This window comes from Nocardia sp. NPDC052254 (assembly GCF_040679495.1).
GTDB lineage: Bacteria > Actinomycetota > Actinomycetes > Mycobacteriales > Mycobacteriaceae > Nocardia.
Map to the genome: position 1 here is coordinate 37,807 of NZ_JBFAUW010000019.1, position 17,011 is coordinate 54,817.

Here is a 17,011-nt window from a genome sequence, read left to right on the forward strand (position 1 = left end):
GCAGGTAGGGGCGGCTATGGGCGGCAATCAGGATTCGGCTCCACAACCCGCTATACCGAGCATCTTCGCGCAGGTCGACGACGCGGCGCTGCGTGCCACCGTGGAGCCTTTCGCATCGAAGATCAACGACGCGCAGGCCGGCCTGCGCCTGGTGGACGGCAAGCTCGGCGCGCTCGGTGCCGGGACCGATCCGGCCTACACAACCACCGATGACCACTTCCAGGGCATGTCGCATCAGGACTTGTACAACGCGGTCAACGGTGTGAATGGGCTCGGTGGATTGGACCCCAGAGGTCTGCAGACCATGCGTCAGACCTGGTTCGAATGTGCGAGTGAGCTGGAGAATCTGTCCGGATTCACATTGGCGCTGGGGATGAACAACATCTTCGGGCACGGGCTGTGGACCGGTGGGGCCGCCGATGCCGCGAAGACGGCGTCGGATCGGTACGCGCAAGTGGCGAATCAGATCGGGCAGGTATTCGATTCCGTCGCCAGCCGGATCGAGGGTGCCGCATGGGCCGCCGAGGCCGTGCGCAAGTCTGTTCAGCCGCCGCCGGGGCAAGTGAACCTCGTGCCGAACGGTGACGATCCTGCGCAGGCTTTGTTGCCGGGACTGCCCAATCCGCAGGTGACCGATCAAGCGGATGCGGCACGTGAGCGAGCACGTCAGGACGCGATTCGCGCACTCGACAGCATCTATACGCCGTCGTTTCCGCCAGCCGGCGCGAATGTGCCTGCCTACCTGGATGTTCCGAAGGAAACCGGCGGCGACACCAACTTCCCGAGCGGGCCGGTGGGTACGAGCAATGGTCCGACCTCGCCGGCGTCGGGGCCCACTCCGGGAATGGAGCCACAGACAGGAGACCAGCCTTCCGGGCCTACGGACAGTTCGTCTGCCGGACCGAATCCGGCTGCGCCGTCCGTGCCCTCCCTTCCACAGGGCGCCCATCCTGGTACGGGCCAGGACGCCGCCACCACCGCCGCGGGCATGGGGCCGATGGTGGACTCCGGGTCGGCCGGTTCCGGATCGGGTTTTGGTCCGGGATCGGGTTCGGGTGGCGCGGGGACGCAGTCGGGCGGTCCGGGGTATGCGCGGGCTCCGCAGCCCGGATTCGGTATGCCTGGAATGGTGCCGCCCGGCGCGGGCGGAATCGCCGCGCGCGGAGTTGCTGTACCGCAGGGAAATTCGCGACCGGGATCGATGCCGCACCTGCCGCACGGTCAGCGCAAAGAGGGGGAAGAGGATCGCGAGCACCGGACTCCCGATTACCTGAAGAGGGTCCAGTCCGAGTGGACCGAGGGGCTCGAGGCTCCGGTCGAGGTCATCGGGATCGACCTGAGTTCCGGTGACGAGTTCGGCGCGCCGACGACCGCAGCCGACTACGGGGACACAATGCCGTTCCCCGCAGGTCAGGAATACAAAGCACCGACCTACCACCACAGGTTTGCGAGCGACGCTCCGCCGCCGCGCCCGACACCTGTCGAGAACTATTCGCAGTTCTCGTCGCACTTCGCCGAGAAGAGCTCTGCGACACAGCCTGTTCAACCGACGCAGCCCGTTGGCGAGGCTCCTTCGCCGGTTGAACACGACAGCTTGGCACGTGTGCAAGGGGCGGCTTCCGGGGGCTCGGCCCTCGCCGCGCCGGAACCGGCACCGACCGAACCGGCACTTCCGCAGATGGAGAATCCGGGAACCAGTGATGTCGCATCCGGAGAGTCCGCCGACGATGGCGAGCCGGTGATCATCGACTTGTCGGGAACAGGGCCCATCATCGACGACGACCCGCTACCGGATTCGAAACGGTGACAGCCCGAACATCGTGGGAGTTCACGCCCGACGAATTCGCATATGTGTGGGCATCGGAGACCGGGCTGGTCGGAGACTATCCCCAGCCCATAAACATCATCGAAAGTACTACTACAGCAGAAGAATACGAGCGTCAGCGGATGGAAATCAGTGGCCGCTTCCCGCGCGCGGCCGACCCCGACCTCACCGGGCCGCTGCGAGTGTTGGCAGACCCCGATCTGCGCATCGTCTGCAATGGCTGGTTCCACAATTCCGCTCGCCGCGTCCGATCACACGCCGCCGCAGTCGGCGAGCTCGGTGTGGTCGTCTTCCAAAAGATCGGAGCAACAGCGGATTTCGGTGGGGATATCAAACTCGTTGTCACGAACCGGGATCAGCTGGGACGACACATCGCTGCGACCATGCCGACCATGTCCGCCGGTGCCGCGGGACGGATGGTGGGGTACACGCCACGTGTGCGGGGTGAGGAGCCGCCGAGTTCCTGGTTGCGCGATAGTTCGGGCAAGCGTCCGGTCGAAGAGCGAATCCGGATACTGCTGCGGCTGGAACGAAGTGCGCAGGGGTATCTGCGCATCGACCGGTACTTGCATGACCGACGGCCCTTTCCGCCCGATTTCGTGAGCTGGCTCGATATCGGCGATGCCAGTAATGCGCAGGGCAGGTATCTCATCGATGTCGACGACAATGACACCGTCGTCACCCCGGCCTCAGCGGATGTCATTGCGCAGGAACTATATCGGCGGGCCGAACTCGGGCAGTGGTGAGGTGCTGACAACCGAGGCGGGTTCGAGCGCTGCACCAAGGTCCCGGCCGCTACACATTGAAGCGGAACTCGACCGAGTCTCGGTCATACATGGCGTACTCCTCGCTTCCCCTCCGCGCACGGCCCCGTGGCTCTTGATGCCGATTCCGGATGAAGCCGACCTTTCTGCCGCGGTGGAGATGGTTCGGGGGCGCCTCCGCCCGATGAAGCGCGAGTCGCGGAATCAGATCGTCGCCGGCACCGGGCCGATGACCGCCGAGCGTTTCCGGGGTAATCAAACGATTGGATGAGTTGCGGTGCAACGTATTTCGGCGGCCACGTCGGCTGGTTTCTCGAGCATCGGGACGTGCCCCACGTCGGGCAGTGTGCGGATTCTCCGGTTGGATGACGGCGTGACCAGTTGCGCGCCGTAACGTGCCGGGGGAATCATGCGATCTCGGACACTGAAAACGATAGTGACCGGTGTGGTGATGTGGTCGAGGATCTCCAGGGCCGTGTCGGTGGGCCAGATCGCGTTGATGTCGCGGGCGGTGCAGTACCCGGCCGATTGGAGCGTGAGAGCGGCCAGGTCGGGTGCCACGCGCGCGGGGCGGTGGCACATCGCACGCAGGGTGGTCATTCTGCCGATGGCTGCCAAAGCTGGATTCGCGAAACCTCGCGACAACGGTGCGAGGCGGGCGATGACTCGGAACCTTCGTCGTAATCGCTCGGCGTCACGGCTGCCGCGCCGCCATAATCCGGCCGAGGCGATGGCGGTCACACTGCGCGCCCGGCCACGTCGGGCGAGTTCGAGTGCGAGTCGGCCGCCGAGGGAATGACCGGCGATATGCGCTGTCTCCCAACCGGCCTCGTCCATCACCGCTTCGAGATGATCGGCGCCTGCAGCCGCGGTCAATGGCCGGTCGCCGGTGGGACCGCCCCAATGGAATGGCAGAGTCGGCGCGAGGACATCGAACTCCGTCGACAACTCATCGATCACACCACCCCAGCAATGCCACGTCAGCGTGAACCCGTGCACCAGCAACAGCGGCTGACCGGTACCGCGACGGCAGAACCCGGCCGGTGTCGCCGCAATCCTCATGCTCGCCCTCCCGCTTCTGCTTTCCCCACCGTGAATCGGTGTCGCGATGAGCATCGCGCGCCGACTCGTGACGACGCTACCGACAGGCTCCACCGCTGTCTACTACAATTTGTAGTTGAGATGGCGAATCGCTCGTCGATCACAGCGGATGAAGGAACGCCCCATCGGCACCCGAGGAGGCCGGAAGAGGTTGCCGGGCAATCGTTCCGGACCGTCGACCGGTGCGCGCCACGCGGCATCTCGGGGGTCCCAGGCGGCGAGCTTTCCGAGGTGTAAGTCGTGAACCGTGCGGCGAGACCGGCTAGAGGCGTGTCGCGGTGCGGACGAGGTCGGCGACGGCCTTGGATCTGCTGTGTGGTGGCCAGGCGATGACGGTGGTGACCGGCGGGGCATCCGATGCCGGAACGATGGCGTGCCGGTCGTGCAGGTGGGTTCGGACGCATTCGGGCATGACCGCGCAGGTGCGGCCGAGCGCGATGAGTTGCATCAGCTGGGTGTGGTCGCGAACCTGCGGGCCGGGGCCGTCCGGATAGCTCCCGTCCTGTCGAGGCCAGCGCGGCAAGGGCAGGTCGGTCAGGGCGGAGATCTCGGCCAAGGACAGGCGGGCCCGGTCAGCGAGGGGATGTCCGGCCGGCAGGACCACGACCTGTTGTTCGGTGTGCAGGTCCTCGGTGTCGAATCCGGCCATCGTGTCGAAGGGCCGATGGAGCAGGGCAACGTCGGCGCGACCGTCACGCAGGAGTCTTTCCTGTTCACCGGGCCCGGACAGCATCACCTCGACGGCGAGGGCGCCCGGTTCGGCGGCGTAGGCGTCGAGCAGCTTCGACAACAGTTCGCTGGACGCCCCGGCCTTCGTGGCCAGCACGACGCCGGGCCGATCGGCAGCGGCGCGTCGGGTGCGGCGCTCCGCGGCGTCGATCGCGTCGAGCACGACCCGGGCCTCCCGCAACAGCACCGATCCGGCTTCGGTCACCGTGATTGCGCGAGAGGTGCGGTGCAGCAGCGTCACTCCGAGCCGCCGCTCGAGCTGCTGGATGGCCCGCGACAGTGGTGGTTGCGCGATGGCGAGCCGCTGTGCTGCCCGTCCGAAGTGCAACTCTTCGGCGACGGCGACGAAGTATCGCAACTCCCGGGTCTCCACTCCTCGCATCGTATCCGGCGCCGACCACGACCGATACCCGTGCGGTATCGCCGTTTACCGGGGCGGTCTTGGACGCATCACCACAGGTCGAGCCAGGATCGACGGTATGAGTGCACAGACGATCGCGCTGGTGACCGGCGCGAACAAGGGGATCGGATACGACATCGCGGCGGGCTTGGGCGCGCTCGGCTGGCGAATCGGTGTGGGCGCGAGGGATTCTCGGCGCCGCGACACCGCGGTGGAGAAGTTGCGCGCCGCCGGGACCGATGCGTTCGGCGTACCACTCGACGTGACCGACGACGCGAGTGTGGCCGCCGCGGCCGAGCTGATCGCCGACCATGCCGGAGGGCTTGACGTCCTGGTCAACAATGCCGCGATCACCGGCGGAATGCCGCAGGCGCCCACCGCGGTCGATCCCGCGACCGTACGGGATGCCGTGGAAACCAACGTGATCGGCGTCATCCGGGTCACCAACGCGATGCTGCCCATGCTGCGCGGCTCGGCATCACCGCGAATCGTCAACATGTCCAGCAGCGTCGGCTCGCTCACTCTGCAGACCACACCCGGCGTCGATGCCGGACCGATCTCGGCCGCGTACGCGGCGTCGAAGACCTTCCTCAACGCCGTCACGGTCCAATACGCAAAAGAACTGAGCGGCACCAACATTCTGATCAACTGCGGTTGCCCCGGTTACACCGCCACCGACCTCAACGGCTACCGAGGCGTCCGCACACCACAGCAGGGAGCGGCGATCGCCATTCAGCTCGCGACCCTGCCGGACGACGGACCGGCCGGCGGATTCTTCGACGACGCCGGAACAGTGCCCTGGTGACGGCCACCCGAGGCTGATCGCCAGTGTGTACGGCGGCCGACTTGACCTCGAGTGTGGTTCACGTTTCACGATTCGTTGCATGCATGACGACACCGAGGTGATCCGAGAACTGTTCGAGCGCTACACCGAGCTGTGGGTTCGGCACGAGATGCGGGAATGGGGGGAGTTGTTCACCGAGGACTGTGACTTCATCACGCACCGGGGCGTGTGGTGGAGATCGCGGGAGGAGAATGTGCGCGGGCACGAGGATGTCCCCGAATCCGTTCTGGCGCAGAAGAAGAACTACAGCCAGACAGTGGTCGGGATCCACCCGCTCAGTCCCGAGATGATGTTGGTGCATACCGAATGGGCGTGGCCCGATCACGTCGCGCCGGGCGCTCCGGCAGCCGAGGACCGTCGTGGTCTGATCACCGCGGTGCTCGTACGAAGCGGGGGGCGCTGGCTGATCCGGGCCGCACAGAACACACGACTCGACGGACTCGATGACGATGCACCGATCATTGGCGGCGAGGCGAATCCGGGCACCGGCAACACTCCCGATCAGAGCATTGTGAGCGCCTGATCTAGCGAAGTGTCCGAAAGATGTGCGCCGGAAACAGGATCCACGTTCGATGTGCGGCCGGGCTGTCAGTTGCCGGAATTGGGGATCGCGTGACCGGGGCCGGGTGGGTCTGAAAGGGTCGGCACATGAAGATCGGTGTCGCACTTCCGCAGATGGCTCCCGGCTACGGACCGGGTACGACGATCGACTGGGCCCGGCGAATCGACGCGGGCCCGTTCTCGAGCGTCTCCGTGGGTGAGCGGGTGACGTTCTCGAATCCGGAGATGGTCGCGACGCTGGGCGCCTGCGCCGCGGTCACCGAGCGCGTGCAGGTCCTGGCGAACCTCTGGGTGCTCCCGCAGCACCCGATGGCGATGGTCGCCCAGCAGATCGGCACCCTCGATCAGCTCGCGAACGGCCGCCTCGAGGTGGCCGTCGGTGTCGGCGGTCGCGAGCACGACTACCGCGCTCTCGGCGCGAACTTCACGCGGCGGCACCAGCAGCTCGACGACAAGGTCGCCGAGCTGAAGTCACTGCTCGCGGGCGAGGCCCCGTTCGAAGGCGCGGACCCGATCGGGCCGGCGTGCGTGCAGCCGGAGGGGCCGATCATCCTCGCCGGTGCGATGGGGCCGAAGGCGATGCGCCGGGCGGCACGGTGGGCCGACGGGATCTCGGGCTTCAGCATCCCCGGCGATGCCGAGGAGATCGCCAAGGTGGGCGAGCTCGCCGACCGGTGCTGGGCCGAGGCCGGTCGCACGACGACCCCGCGCAAGGTCAGCGGCTGCTTCACCGCCTTGGGCGTCACCGATGCCTCCGAGGCGCTGCACTCCTTCACCGCTCGCTACCTCGGCTTCCTCGGACCCGACCTGGCCGACATGGTCGCCGCGTCGGCACGGGCATCGAGTCCCGAGGTGCTCGCCGGCATTCTCGACGGCGCACAGCGGGCGGGGTGCGACGAGTTCATCCTGGTCCCGGCCGTCACCGACCTGAACTTCCTCGAGGTTGCGTCCGTGGTGGTGGCCGCACTGCCTTGACACTCGAAAAGCTACGCCGGATGGTTCTTTGCCGAGGAACCGGCAGTGGCCACTCCGTCGAACGGGACAGGGCAGGAGGGGGATTCGCTGCACGCCAGCAGATCCTCGCATCCGGCGGCCAGCGCCGCGCGCAGGGTGTCGCGAACAGCGGTCAGTTGTACGAGCTTGGCATCGACCTCAGCGAGCTTGTCGCCGACCCGTGATCGCAGTCCCGCGTCGGTGCGCCGGCGCGAGCTCGCCCGGGTACCTTCGAGCAGTTCGGCGACTTCATCGAGGGGGAATCCGAGTCGCTGGGCGGCCTTGATCACGCGCAGCACCGCCACCGACTCTGCCGGATACAGCCGATGCCCGCCCAGGGTGCGGTCCGGCTCGGCGAGCAGGCCGCGGCGTTCGTAGTAGCGCAGTGTCTGCGCGTTCACTCCGGCCGCAGCCGCCAGCTGACTGGTGCGCAGCGCGGTCATCGCCTGGCCTCGATCGCGGATTCGGCACGGGCGGCGAGGGCGTCGAGCACCTCCACATGCGCCGGGGGGACTTCGACGCTCATCACCAATCCTGCTGCGGTGCTGGTGAAGTCGAAGGTGAGCAGCGAGCAGCAGTTCGATTCCCGGCCGGCCAGATCGCGTGCCGGTGCTTCGGCGCCGGGGTGCACGATCACCTCCAAGCGAGACGGATCGGGTCGTCGGGTGGCGTGTGCAGAGGTCGCGAAGAATCGGTCGAACTCGGCAACCCGGATCGGCTGCTCCATGGTGGGCAGGGTGCACGCCGAGGGCACCCAGGTGTCCTGAACTGGTGAAATCCTCATACTTCGACGGTAAGCCTGTACCCCGGTACAGGATGCAACCTGCAGCACGTAATCGATCTCGTCGCTCGAAGCCGCGCTGCCGCAGATGCGCCAATAGCACCGCAGGAGTCCATGGCCCCGTGGCCCGGCGCACGGTGTATCCGACGCTGGTCACCGCGGTCATGTTTCCCCCGGGAAAGGATCTCCTCGTCTGCCATGTTCTCCTGCGTGTCCTTCCGCGTTCCGGCTGGGACCGTCACGCTCGACGATAGGAGGCGACCAGGTGAAAAAGTCGACAGCCCGGTGGTGCGGGCTACTCCGGTGCCCGGAAGCCACCGATCGCCTGCTCGAGCAGTTCGGCCAGCCGCAGCGGGGTGCGGTCCCCGAACATCGGACCGATGAGCTGTACTCCCACCGGCAGGCCGTCGGGGGACCGGCCCGCGGGTATCGCGGTGGCGGGCAGGCCGGGCATCGTCGCCAGACCGGCCCAGACCAACTGGTCGAAGTACGGGTACTCGGCGCCGTCGATGTCGATCCGGCGTTCCAGCAGATCGGGGTCGTGGTTGTGCGGGAACGCGGGAGTCGGCGTGATCGGACACACCACGGCATCGAATTCGGCGAAGAGCTGCCGCCAGCCGTGGCGGTGGAGCTCACGAAGGGTGTTCGCTTCCATCCAGTCGCGGTGGCTGAACACCATGGCGCGCAGTCGCGCCGCGTCGAGACTCCGGTCGTCTGCGCTCAGTCCGGCGGCGCTCGCCCGCAGTTGCTCGTACGCGTCGACGGGAAAACGTGCGACGGAGCCCGAGAACAGCAACTGCATGTAGAGCGTCCCGGCCTCGGTCAGATCGGGCAGTAGCGGGCTGTGCCGTTCGACGCGGGCCCCACTGGCGATGAGCGCGTCGGCGACCCGGTCCACACCGGCCCGTACCGCGGCCCCGGTCGGAATGAGCGGGTGCTCGTCGAGGACCAGGACCCGGAAGTCGCCGAGCCGCTCGTGGCGTGCGGGCGGCAGCGTCACGTTGTACGCGACGCCGTGTGTCAGCGGGTCCGGTCCGGCCATCACGTCGAGCAGGAGCGTGAGGTCACCGGCGGTGCGTGCCATCGGACCGACGACGGCGAGGTCGAGATCGGTCGGCAGCGCGGGCCCGGGCGGCGCGACCATACCGCGAGTCGCCGCCAGCCCGACTGTCGGCTTGTGCGCGTAGATGCCGCAGAAATGCGCGGGAGTGCGCAGCGAACCGGCCAGGTCGGAGCCGAGGGACAGCGCGCCGAAGCCGCACGCCAGGCCCGCCGCCGATCCGCCGGAGGAACCGCCCGATGTGCGCTCGTGATTCCACGGATTGTTGGTGGTGCCGTGGATCTCGTTGAAGCTCTGGATATCTTGCAGCCCCAACGGCACATTCGTCTTGCCGAGAATCACCGCGCCTGCTGCCTTCAGCCGTGACACCTGTACCGCGTCCTCGGCCGGTACATGGTTCGCCTGTTGCGGCATGCCCCAGGTCGTGGGCAGCCCGGCCATGTCGTAGGACTCCTTGACCGTCACCGGAATGCCGAGCAGTGGCCGGTCCTCGCCGCGAGCGCGCGCCTGGTCGGCGTCGCGCGCGGCGGCCCGCGCACGGTCGAAATCCGGTACACAGATCGCGTTGATCGCCTTGTCTTCCCGCTCGATACGAGCGATCGCCTCGTCGGTCAGTTCCACCGATGTCACCTCGCCGGCCCGTAACGCCGCCAGCATTTCTTCCGCAGACCGAAGATTCGATTTCATGAATGCGACGGTAAAGGTGGGTCAGGTCAGCCATAAAATGCCGATCGGCACAATGGGAAAGTCGGAGATGTCGCCGAATTCAGTATTCATTCCGCCTGCGAAGACGGTCCGCCCCAGGTCACGGTGTGAGCAGTGAACCACTCCCGCCGGGCAAGCCATGAAATGACCTTTCGCACAATGGGATGGATATCTCAGTGCTCGTCGTTTTCGACATCTCGTTCACCAGGCGACATCGGATCTTGTACGAGGGCGGGCGGTCGATCAGTTCGAGCGACATCATCCTCGGCAGGTGATCCGAGATCGGGCCGGGTTGCCTACGGTCGCGGTAGTTGACCACCGACGGTGTTCCGAGGAGGGCTACCGATGTCCGGTCCGGTTTTCGACGATCCGAAGATGACCACCGCCTATGCCGGCGCACTGGGGCAGGTCGCGTACCTGTGGGGCTGGCCGCTGGTGAACATGCACAACCGGCGCACCATCATGGCCGAGCTTCCTGCCCCCGGGTTGCTGGCCGGAATCGTGCCGGCCGGCCCGCCCGGAAGGATCGGCATGTTGCGCGACTACATCCGGCCCGAGGAGCGCGTGGTGGCATGCCCGAATCAGGACGTCGCCTACGGATTCGGGGTCCTCGACGCGACATCGGGCCCGTCGGTGGTGCAGGTGCCCGATTTCGGTGACCGGTTCTGGGTGTACCAGGTGGTGGACCAGCGCACCGATTCGTTCGTGCGTCTCGGCAGGATGTACGGCACGTCACCGGGTTTCTACCTGCTGGCACCGGAATCCTGGGACGGGGAGGTCCCCGCCGGCATCACCGACGTGTTCCGCTACGACACCCGGTTGGCGGTGGTGATCCCGCGGGTGTTCCTCGACGACACCGCCGAGGATCGGGCCGCTGTCGCGCCGTTGATAGACCGGATCAGTGTGTATCCGCTGTCGGAGTTCGACGGCACCGCCAAGGTGGTCGACTGGTCGGCGGTTCCGTCGTTCGGCGGTGGTGATTCGACCAGTGGTGCGGGCGAAACGCAGTGGGTCGACCCGGAGACCTTCTTCGCCACGCTGGGTGATGTGCTCGACGAGGTGCCGGCGTTGCCCGGGGAGGAGGCGCTGTACACGTGGTTCCGCTCGATTCTGGCTGCGGCCGAACGTGATCCCGCGATCGCCGAGGCCCTGCGGCAGAGCGCGGTCGACACCGACCGGGTGGTGAGCGAGCTGTTCGAGTTCCGCAATATCGGGTTCCCGGTCGCGCACAACTGGACCACTCAGCGCAACGGCGCCGACTTCGGCAACGACTACTTGTCGAGGACCGCGATCGGCAAATCGAACATCTTCGTCAACACCCCGAACGAAACCGTCTACTACTACCTCGACCTCGACGCCGCCGGTCACCGGCTGCACGGATCGACCACCTACACAGTGCATTTCACCGCCGACGAGATTCCACCGGTGCGAGGCTTCTGGTCGCTGACCGTCTACAACGAACACCACTTCTTCCATCCCAACCACCTCGACCGGTACTCACTCGGCACCAAGAACAAGACCCTCACCTACGGTGACGACGGCTCCCTGACCCTCACCGCCGGCGGACCCGCGCCGACCGACCCGAAAGAACTGAGCAACTGGCTCCCGGCACCGGATGGGGAGTTCACCCTGTACTTGCGCGCCTACTGGCCCGACCAGACCATCCTCGATGGAATATGGGAGCCACCGGCGGTCACGCCACGAGAATGATCGCGTCGATTGCGGGCCATCGTGGCCGCTCGGGCCGAATCGAAATACGCTGCCCAACACGATGATCCCCCCGATGCCGACAGGACCCCGCCTTCGACCGCCTCAGCCCGGCCCACGCCCCCGGCACGGATGACAACTCGCTCCAGTGGAAAGCGACTCGACTCACCACCTTCCCACTCGTCCCTCGGACGGTCGATCGCCCAGAGCCATGACCGGGATGCAGCCTCGGCGCCACGTCCGGCACCGGCACCGACTCCGTCCCAGTCCCCGCCGGACGGCTTCGACTCACTGCTCACCATGGTGATGGGCAACCGCGCGACCGCCGAACGGCTGATCGCCTATGAGCAAGACACTCTCCCCGGCGCCGACCGCGCGACCGCGATCGCGAAAGCCGTCGAACGCCTGCGGCGAGACCGGGAACGGCAAGGCTGACCCTGGCTGGTCAGCGGTCCCCATCTCGAGGCGGGCAGGGTCTGCCCCGGGCGATCCTCAGTGCGGAATCGTCTGGCCCGGTCGCAGTGTCGTCCCGCACTCACCCGCCTTCTGGAAATCGGAAAGCAGGTGTGGGAGTACATCACTCGAGTAGTCGAGCAGTTGCTGAAGTTGCCGCTGGTCGCGGACGGCGTCCTTGCGGACCCAGTCCTCGTCCGGGCTGGCCGGGTTCTGGGATTGCTGGATCAGGTAGTAGTCGCGTGCCATGCGTGGATCGGCGGTGAGACCGCTGTCCAGCCAGACACCGTGCGTGTGCACGAACGTGGGCTTGCGGTCCTCGAATACGTAGTCCGCGAGGGTGGTATTGCCCTTGCCCGCGTAGATGTCGGCGATCTGGGCATCGGCGAGCCCGCCCATATCGATCAGGCGAAGCCGCGAGGTCAGCGAACTTCCGCCCATGTCGGGGGCCAGCAGGGTGCCCTGCCGCAGGCCGAGGATGTCGGCGTAGCCGTTGAAGTAGCGCCCGAATCGAAGCGCGATCCAGCACAGCGGCACATCCGAATCGGAGCGATAGGACGCGGCCGAGTCGGCCAAGGCCACACCGGACGGAACCAGCGTGGCGACCAGCGTCACGGCGACCAGCACCCGCCCCCGCGTGCGCAGCCTGTCGAGCACCTGCGCTGCCGAGATCACGACGACGAACGCGGCCAGCGCCCACACCGGGGTGGCGAACCGGAACTGCGCCATCCAGTCGGCGCGCAGCACGCAGTAGGCGATCATCGCCAGCGTGAGCGGAACCAGCAGTGCCACAACGCCGTTGCGCCATGTGCTGGGCGTGGCCAGGGCGAGCCCGACCACTCCGACGGCCGCGATGACCGCGGGTGCGCCCGCATACGTCACCAGATCGCCGGCCCTGGTCAGGTCGTGCACGGTCGGCATCGCCTGATTCTTGGCCACTGCCGTATTCGCGACGAGGCGGCCGAACTCGGTGATCCGCCACAGCAGATACGCGCCGAACGGAATCGCAAATCCCACAACCGAATACAGCACGTGACGCGATGCGGTGAGCCACGCCGTCCGCCGCACCAGAATCACCGACACGAGCGGATACGCGGCCAGATAGATGAGGCCGTCGGGCCGGGTCAACGCCGCGAACGCCGCGATCACACCGGCCGTGATCGCCACCGACGGTGTCCACAGCCGCTGATCCAGCACCGCCAGGAACAGATGGACGGCCAGAACGCATGCGGCCAGCGCGAACAGCGAGTTCTCCAGGCCGGAGAAACACCAGATCACGAACGACGGAATCGCTGCCAGCACAACGCCTGTCACGAATGTGACCATCGCGGGCCACCGCGACACCCGGCGTGCGGCGAGGTAACAGGTGACGAGGATTCCGGCGCAGCAGAGCAGCGCGATCGCCTTGGGATACAGGACCAGGTCCGAGATGCCGAAGAGGGCGCCGTGGTCGAACAGATGCAACCATTTGCCCACCACCAGCACCGAAAGCCAGGTGGGGTCGGAGAATCCCTCCACCGGATCGGCACCGGGCTGCAGGACCGGCCCCGCACCGTCGGCGACACTGCGTGCGTAGGCGAAGGTGATGCCCGCATCGTCGACCACCCAGTTGCCGTATCGCACCGCCTGCCAGGCCAGCAGCAGTACCCCGCTCGATATCGCGGCCAGCGCCGACCACCACGCCCGATCGAACCGATTACGTTGTTGCTGTGCACTTTCCGACAGCTCGGCGGAGGTTTGCGGCCGCGCTGTCACTACCAAAGCCATTCATCAGATCCCGGGCTCGTAAGAATGTTGCCAAGGACGCAACTCTTTCCCGCCCTAGCTATACCGACCCAGCTGATCTTGGAGCACGAACCACCGCCCTCGCAACCCGGTGGATCTCGGGGCAGTCGATTCGAGGACCCCGAGCAGCCGTGCGCGACCACGTTCCCGGGATCGCCGTCCGCCCTGCGCGCCGAGCTCCGTCGACCCGGGATCGGTGGCCCGCCCGGTGGGCTCGAGGCGAGATGGATCGCCGGAACAGGGTGCTTGGTATTCTTCTCTCGTGGGGCCTGTACCTGCACCGTTGCCGGCGACCTTCGTGCGCACGCCGGAGTTGTCCGGTGTATGGGCGCGGTGGATGCGGGTCCGGATTCCCGGGGCGGGCAGCCGGACGATATTTCGCGGCCGGTCCCCGGACTCGGGGTGACCGGCAGCACGATCCGACCCCGGAGGCGCGGCTCGGTAATCCCATATCTTTGCGCCGTCGTGGCACCTCCGGGCCCGGCGAGACCCCACAACCCCGTTTCCGAGGAAAGAGAGGGTATGGATGTCCACCCATCAGGCAGTACACGTGCGGTCCGCCGGTGAGGCCTTCGAACTGGTCGATGTCGATACCGCCTCACCGCAGCGCGACCATGTGCGGATCCAGGTCTCCGCCTGCGGGGTCTGCGGTACCGACCGGGCGTTCGTCGGTGGTGCGTTTCCGGATATGTCGTGGCCGCTCACGCTGGGACACGAGGTCGCCGGCACCATCGCCGAGGTCGGGGCGGGGGTCGACAACTACGCCATCGGTGATCGCGTCGCGGTGGGCTGGTTCGGTGGGCACTGCAACATCTGCGTCCCCTGCCATATGGGCGACTTCATCCATTGCGAGAACCTCCAGGTTCCCAGCTGGCACTATCCCGGCGGATATGCCGAGTCGGTGACCGTCCCGGCCAATGCGCTGGCCCGCATCCCGGAGGAGCTGTCCATGGCGGAGGCCGCGCCGATGGGCTGTGCCGGGGTCACCACCTTCCACGCACTGCGCGAGAGCAAGGCCGATCCTGGGGATCGGGTCGCGATCCTGGGAATCGGCGGGCTCGGCCACCTCGGTGTGCAGTTCGCTCGCGCGATGGGGTTCGAAACGATCGCGATCGCCCGGGGGCAGGGTAAGGCCGACGATGCCCGCGAGCTCGGCGCTCACCATTACATCGATTCGACCGCCGGTGACGTGGGCGAGGCGTTGCGCGGGCTGGGTGGTGCGGCGGTCGTCCTGGGAACGGCGGGCAATTCCGACGCCATGGCCGCGACCATCGGCGGACTGCAGCCGCGTGGTGAATTGATCGCGATCGGTGTCACCGCCGATCCACTGCCGATCAGTCCGATGCAGTTGATCGTGCCCGGCCTGCGCGTGGTCGGCCACCCCTCCGGGACCGCACGCGATGTCGAGGACACGATGCACTTCGCGGTCCTGTCCGGTGTGCGGGCGCGAATTCAGGAACGCCCCTTGGCGCGAGCAGCCGACGCCTACGCCGACATGGCCGAGGGCCGCGCCCGATACCGCATGGTCCTCACTGTCTGAATCGTTCCTCGCTCACAGCCGATTCCACTGCCGGACAGACTATTTGCCCGAGACTCCCGGTCTCGAGCGCACCGAACGGCATCCGCAGCGAGGTCAGTGTTCGGGACGCGACGGTGACGCGGCGAGGTAATCGCCGTGCTCGATGTCGTCCAGCAGCGTCGGCCGGGTCGGCGACCAGCCGAGCAGCTCACGGGTGTGTGCGCTCGAGACGGGGACGTCGGCGCCATAGAACACCGCCATCGACGGGCTCGGGAAATGGGTGGCAGCCTCGGAGGTCGTCAGGGAGACGGCCGGCAGGTCGAGACCGCGGGCGATCGTTTCCGCGATGGTCTTGAACGGGACCCCGGTTTCGGCCGCGCCGTGCAGGACGCTGCCCGCGGGTGCCCGCTCCAGAGCCAGGCGGAACAGCGTCGCCGCGTCGAGGCGGTGGACCGCGGGCCAGCGGTTGGCGCCGTCGCCGACGTATGCAGAGATACCGGATTGTCGCGCGGTGGCGATCAACATGCCGATGAATCCGTAATCGCCTGGACCGTGGACCGTGGGGGCGAGCCTTATCACACTCGACCGCACACCCCGGTGAGCGAAGGCCAGACACGCGTCCTCGCCGGGGATGCGGAAGGCGCCGAAGCCTGCGGTATCGGGCCGATCGTGCTCGGTGCTGACCCGTCCGGTGGGCATGACCAGAGCGCCCGAGGTGCTGACGAAAGGTTTGCCCGAATATCGCAGGGCTTCGCCCAGTGTTTCGATCGCCGTGCGATCGCGCCGCATGATCCCCTCGTGGTCGGCGAAGTCGCCGCCGAAAGCCATGTGCACGACACCCTCGGCGGCCTCGGCACCCGCGCGCAGGCTGTCGAGATCGTCCAGTGAGCCGGGAAGTGTTGCGGCGCCGAGTGATTCGAGTCTCCGGGCCGATTCCCTGGAGCGCGCCAGGCCGGTGACGGTATGTCCCGTCGTGATGAGTTCGGTGACAACGGACGGTCCGGTCAGGCCGGAACCGCCGGTGACGAAGACGTGCATCGGAAATCTCCACTCGATGTGCGACACCCGAAATGGTGTCAGTCACTGACTCTACGCATAATGTCAGTCACTGTCACTACTTGGCGGCAGAGACTGACATGTGCGGTAGATTCGAGTTGTGCCACGGAGCGGGGAAGACGCGCGTCGCCGCCTGCAGCAGGCGGCCCTCGAGCTGTACCGGGAACGCGGGTTCGACCGGACCACCACCGCGGAGATCGCCGCGCGGGCCGGGGTCACCGAGCGCACCTTCTTCCGGCACTTCCCCGACAAGCGTGAGGTGCTGTTCGACGGTGAGTCCGCACTCCGCGAGGTGATGACCGAAGCGGTCGCCGAGGCACCCGAAGGTCTTGCGCCACTGGATATTCTGCGGCGCGTATTCGCCACGGCCGGACAGCGCATCGAGCAGAACCGGTCGTTCACCGAGCCGCGATTCGAGGTCATCGCCGCGACGCCGGCACTGCGCGAACGTGATCTCGCCAAACACGCTTCCCTCGTCGAGGCCGTCGCGCAAGCGCTGCGACAGCGTGGTGTGGACGCGCGCTCGGCCGATCTGGCGACCCGGGCGGGCTGGGCCGTGTTCGACCGAGCCGCCCGGGACTGGATCGATGATCCCGGGCAGAGCATGAGCGTTCATCTCGACCGGGCATTCGAGGATCTGCGTGGTCTCATCGCCTGACGGCCGCCTCGGCAGACGAATTCCGCACCGGCACAGCGAGTCCGATCGGTCGGCTGGGTGTTCGGCGGTC

16 protein-coding genes are annotated in these 17,011 nt (G+C 66.9%); 9 read left to right on the plus strand and 7 right to left on the minus strand.

The features are described 5' to 3' along the window. The first annotated feature begins 16 nt into the window (after positions 1-16). Positions 17-1,807, plus strand: a complete 1,791-nt coding sequence (locus AB0L57_RS29640; protein WP_364969083.1) for a hypothetical protein — start codon at positions 17-19, stop codon at positions 1,805-1,807. Continuing rightward, entirely contained in the window at positions 1,804-2,571 is a 768-nt protein-coding gene (locus tag AB0L57_RS29645; RefSeq protein WP_364969086.1) for an ESX secretion-associated protein EspG, read from the plus strand. The genes AB0L57_RS29640 and AB0L57_RS29645 overlap by 4 nt, the downstream gene beginning before the upstream one ends. 273 nt (positions 2,572-2,844) lie before the next feature. Here AB0L57_RS29645 and AB0L57_RS29650 read toward each other — a convergent pair whose 3' ends face one another. Then, a complete protein-coding gene (locus tag AB0L57_RS29650) occupies positions 2,845-3,651 on the minus strand; it encodes an alpha/beta fold hydrolase (protein ID WP_364969089.1) in 807 nt (268 codons plus the stop codon). A gap of 301 nt (positions 3,652-3,952) precedes the next feature. Beyond that, entirely contained in the window at positions 3,953-4,792 is an 840-nt protein-coding gene (locus AB0L57_RS29655) for a LysR family transcriptional regulator (RefSeq protein WP_364969092.1), read from the minus strand. Between the two features lie 106 nt (positions 4,793-4,898). Between AB0L57_RS29655 and AB0L57_RS29660 the strand changes: the two genes are divergently transcribed. The 3 genes from AB0L57_RS29660 (at position 4,899) to AB0L57_RS29670 (ending at position 7,199) form a co-directional block, all read left to right on the plus strand. After that, complete coding sequence (locus tag AB0L57_RS29660) at positions 4,899-5,624, plus strand: SDR family oxidoreductase (protein ID WP_364969095.1); 726 nt, start codon at positions 4,899-4,901, stop codon at positions 5,622-5,624. Positions 5,625-5,703: 79 nt separating this feature from the next. Further along, the gene (locus AB0L57_RS29665) at positions 5,704-6,186 is read left to right on the plus strand and encodes an SgcJ/EcaC family oxidoreductase (RefSeq protein WP_364969097.1); all 483 of its coding nucleotides are present in this window, start codon (positions 5,704-5,706) and stop codon (positions 6,184-6,186) included. A 125-nt stretch (positions 6,187-6,311) separates the two neighbouring features. After that, positions 6,312-7,199: an LLM class flavin-dependent oxidoreductase gene (locus AB0L57_RS29670; protein ID WP_364969100.1), complete on the plus strand. Its 888-nt coding sequence runs from the start codon at positions 6,312-6,314 to the stop codon at positions 7,197-7,199. Positions 7,200-7,210: 11 nt separating this feature from the next. Here the strand turns inward: AB0L57_RS29670 and AB0L57_RS29675 are convergent, their stop codons facing one another. The 3 genes from AB0L57_RS29675 to AB0L57_RS29685 form a co-directional block, all read right to left on the minus strand. Further along, complete coding sequence (locus AB0L57_RS29675; RefSeq protein WP_364969103.1) at positions 7,211-7,660, minus strand: MerR family transcriptional regulator; 450 nt, start codon at positions 7,658-7,660, stop codon at positions 7,211-7,213. After that, on the minus strand, positions 7,657-8,001 hold the full coding sequence (locus AB0L57_RS29680; protein ID WP_364969105.1) for a hypothetical protein: 345 nt from the start codon (positions 7,999-8,001) through the stop codon (positions 7,657-7,659). The genes AB0L57_RS29675 and AB0L57_RS29680 overlap by 4 nt, the downstream gene beginning before the upstream one ends. 292 nt (positions 8,002-8,293) lie before the next feature. Further along, on the minus strand, positions 8,294-9,745 hold the full coding sequence (locus tag AB0L57_RS29685) for an amidase (protein ID WP_364969108.1): 1,452 nt from the start codon (positions 9,743-9,745) through the stop codon (positions 8,294-8,296). 363 nt (positions 9,746-10,108) lie between these two features. Between AB0L57_RS29685 and AB0L57_RS29690 the strand changes: the two genes are divergently transcribed. Together AB0L57_RS29690 and AB0L57_RS29695 are read left to right on the plus strand one after the other, a co-directional pair. Continuing rightward, on the plus strand, positions 10,109-11,473 hold the full coding sequence (locus tag AB0L57_RS29690; RefSeq protein ID WP_364969110.1) for a DUF1214 domain-containing protein: 1,365 nt from the start codon (positions 10,109-10,111) through the stop codon (positions 11,471-11,473). Between the two features lie 297 nt (positions 11,474-11,770). Then, positions 11,771-11,905: a hypothetical protein gene (locus AB0L57_RS29695; RefSeq protein WP_364969112.1), complete on the plus strand. Its 135-nt coding sequence runs from the start codon at positions 11,771-11,773 to the stop codon at positions 11,903-11,905. Positions 11,906-11,962: 57 nt separating this feature from the next. Here AB0L57_RS29695 and AB0L57_RS29700 read toward each other — a convergent pair whose 3' ends face one another. Beyond that, entirely contained in the window at positions 11,963-13,690 is a 1,728-nt protein-coding gene (locus AB0L57_RS29700; RefSeq protein WP_364969115.1) for a hypothetical protein, read from the minus strand. 544 nt (positions 13,691-14,234) lie between these two features. On the opposite strand from AB0L57_RS29700, the gene AB0L57_RS29705 reads away from it, so the two are divergent. After that, positions 14,235-15,248, plus strand: coding sequence for an alcohol dehydrogenase catalytic domain-containing protein (locus AB0L57_RS29705; RefSeq protein ID WP_364969118.1), 1,014 nt, complete (start codon positions 14,235-14,237; stop codon positions 15,246-15,248). 93 nt (positions 15,249-15,341) lie between these two features. Here the strand turns inward: AB0L57_RS29705 and AB0L57_RS29710 are convergent, their stop codons facing one another. Continuing rightward, on the minus strand, positions 15,342-16,265 hold the full coding sequence (locus tag AB0L57_RS29710; protein ID WP_364969121.1) for an SDR family oxidoreductase: 924 nt from the start codon (positions 16,263-16,265) through the stop codon (positions 15,342-15,344). 118 nt (positions 16,266-16,383) lie between these two features. Between AB0L57_RS29710 and AB0L57_RS29715 the strand changes: the two genes are divergently transcribed. Then, positions 16,384-16,941, plus strand: coding sequence for a TetR family transcriptional regulator (locus AB0L57_RS29715; protein ID WP_364969123.1), 558 nt, complete (start codon positions 16,384-16,386; stop codon positions 16,939-16,941). Positions 16,942-17,011 lie beyond the last annotated feature (70 nt).

Coding starts and splice junctions, on each gene's coding strand:
- AB0L57_RS29640 (WP_364969083.1), top strand. CDS start 17: ATGGGCGGCAATCAGGATTCGGCTCCACAACCCGCTATACCGAGCATC.
- AB0L57_RS29650 (WP_364969089.1), bottom strand. CDS start 3,651: ATGAGGATTGCGGCGACACCGGCCGGGTTCTGCCGTCGCGGTACCGGT.
- AB0L57_RS29660 (WP_364969095.1), top strand. CDS start 4,899: ATGAGTGCACAGACGATCGCGCTGGTGACCGGCGCGAACAAGGGGATC.
- AB0L57_RS29665 (WP_364969097.1), top strand. CDS start 5,704: ATGCATGACGACACCGAGGTGATCCGAGAACTGTTCGAGCGCTACACC.
- AB0L57_RS29670 (WP_364969100.1), top strand. CDS start 6,312: ATGAAGATCGGTGTCGCACTTCCGCAGATGGCTCCCGGCTACGGACCG.
- AB0L57_RS29675 (WP_364969103.1), bottom strand. CDS start 7,660: ATGACCGCGCTGCGCACCAGTCAGCTGGCGGCTGCGGCCGGAGTGAAC.
- AB0L57_RS29680 (WP_364969105.1), bottom strand. CDS start 8,001: ATGAGGATTTCACCAGTTCAGGACACCTGGGTGCCCTCGGCGTGCACC.
- AB0L57_RS29685 (WP_364969108.1), bottom strand. CDS start 9,745: ATGAAATCGAATCTTCGGTCTGCGGAAGAAATGCTGGCGGCGTTACGG.
- AB0L57_RS29690 (WP_364969110.1), top strand. CDS start 10,109: ATGTCCGGTCCGGTTTTCGACGATCCGAAGATGACCACCGCCTATGCC.
- AB0L57_RS29695 (WP_364969112.1), top strand. CDS start 11,771: ATGGTGATGGGCAACCGCGCGACCGCCGAACGGCTGATCGCCTATGAG.
- AB0L57_RS29700 (WP_364969115.1), bottom strand. CDS start 13,690: ATGGCTTTGGTAGTGACAGCGCGGCCGCAAACCTCCGCCGAGCTGTCG.
- AB0L57_RS29705 (WP_364969118.1), top strand. CDS start 14,235: ATGTCCACCCATCAGGCAGTACACGTGCGGTCCGCCGGTGAGGCCTTC.
- AB0L57_RS29710 (WP_364969121.1), bottom strand. CDS start 16,265: ATGCACGTCTTCGTCACCGGCGGTTCCGGCCTGACCGGACCGTCCGTT.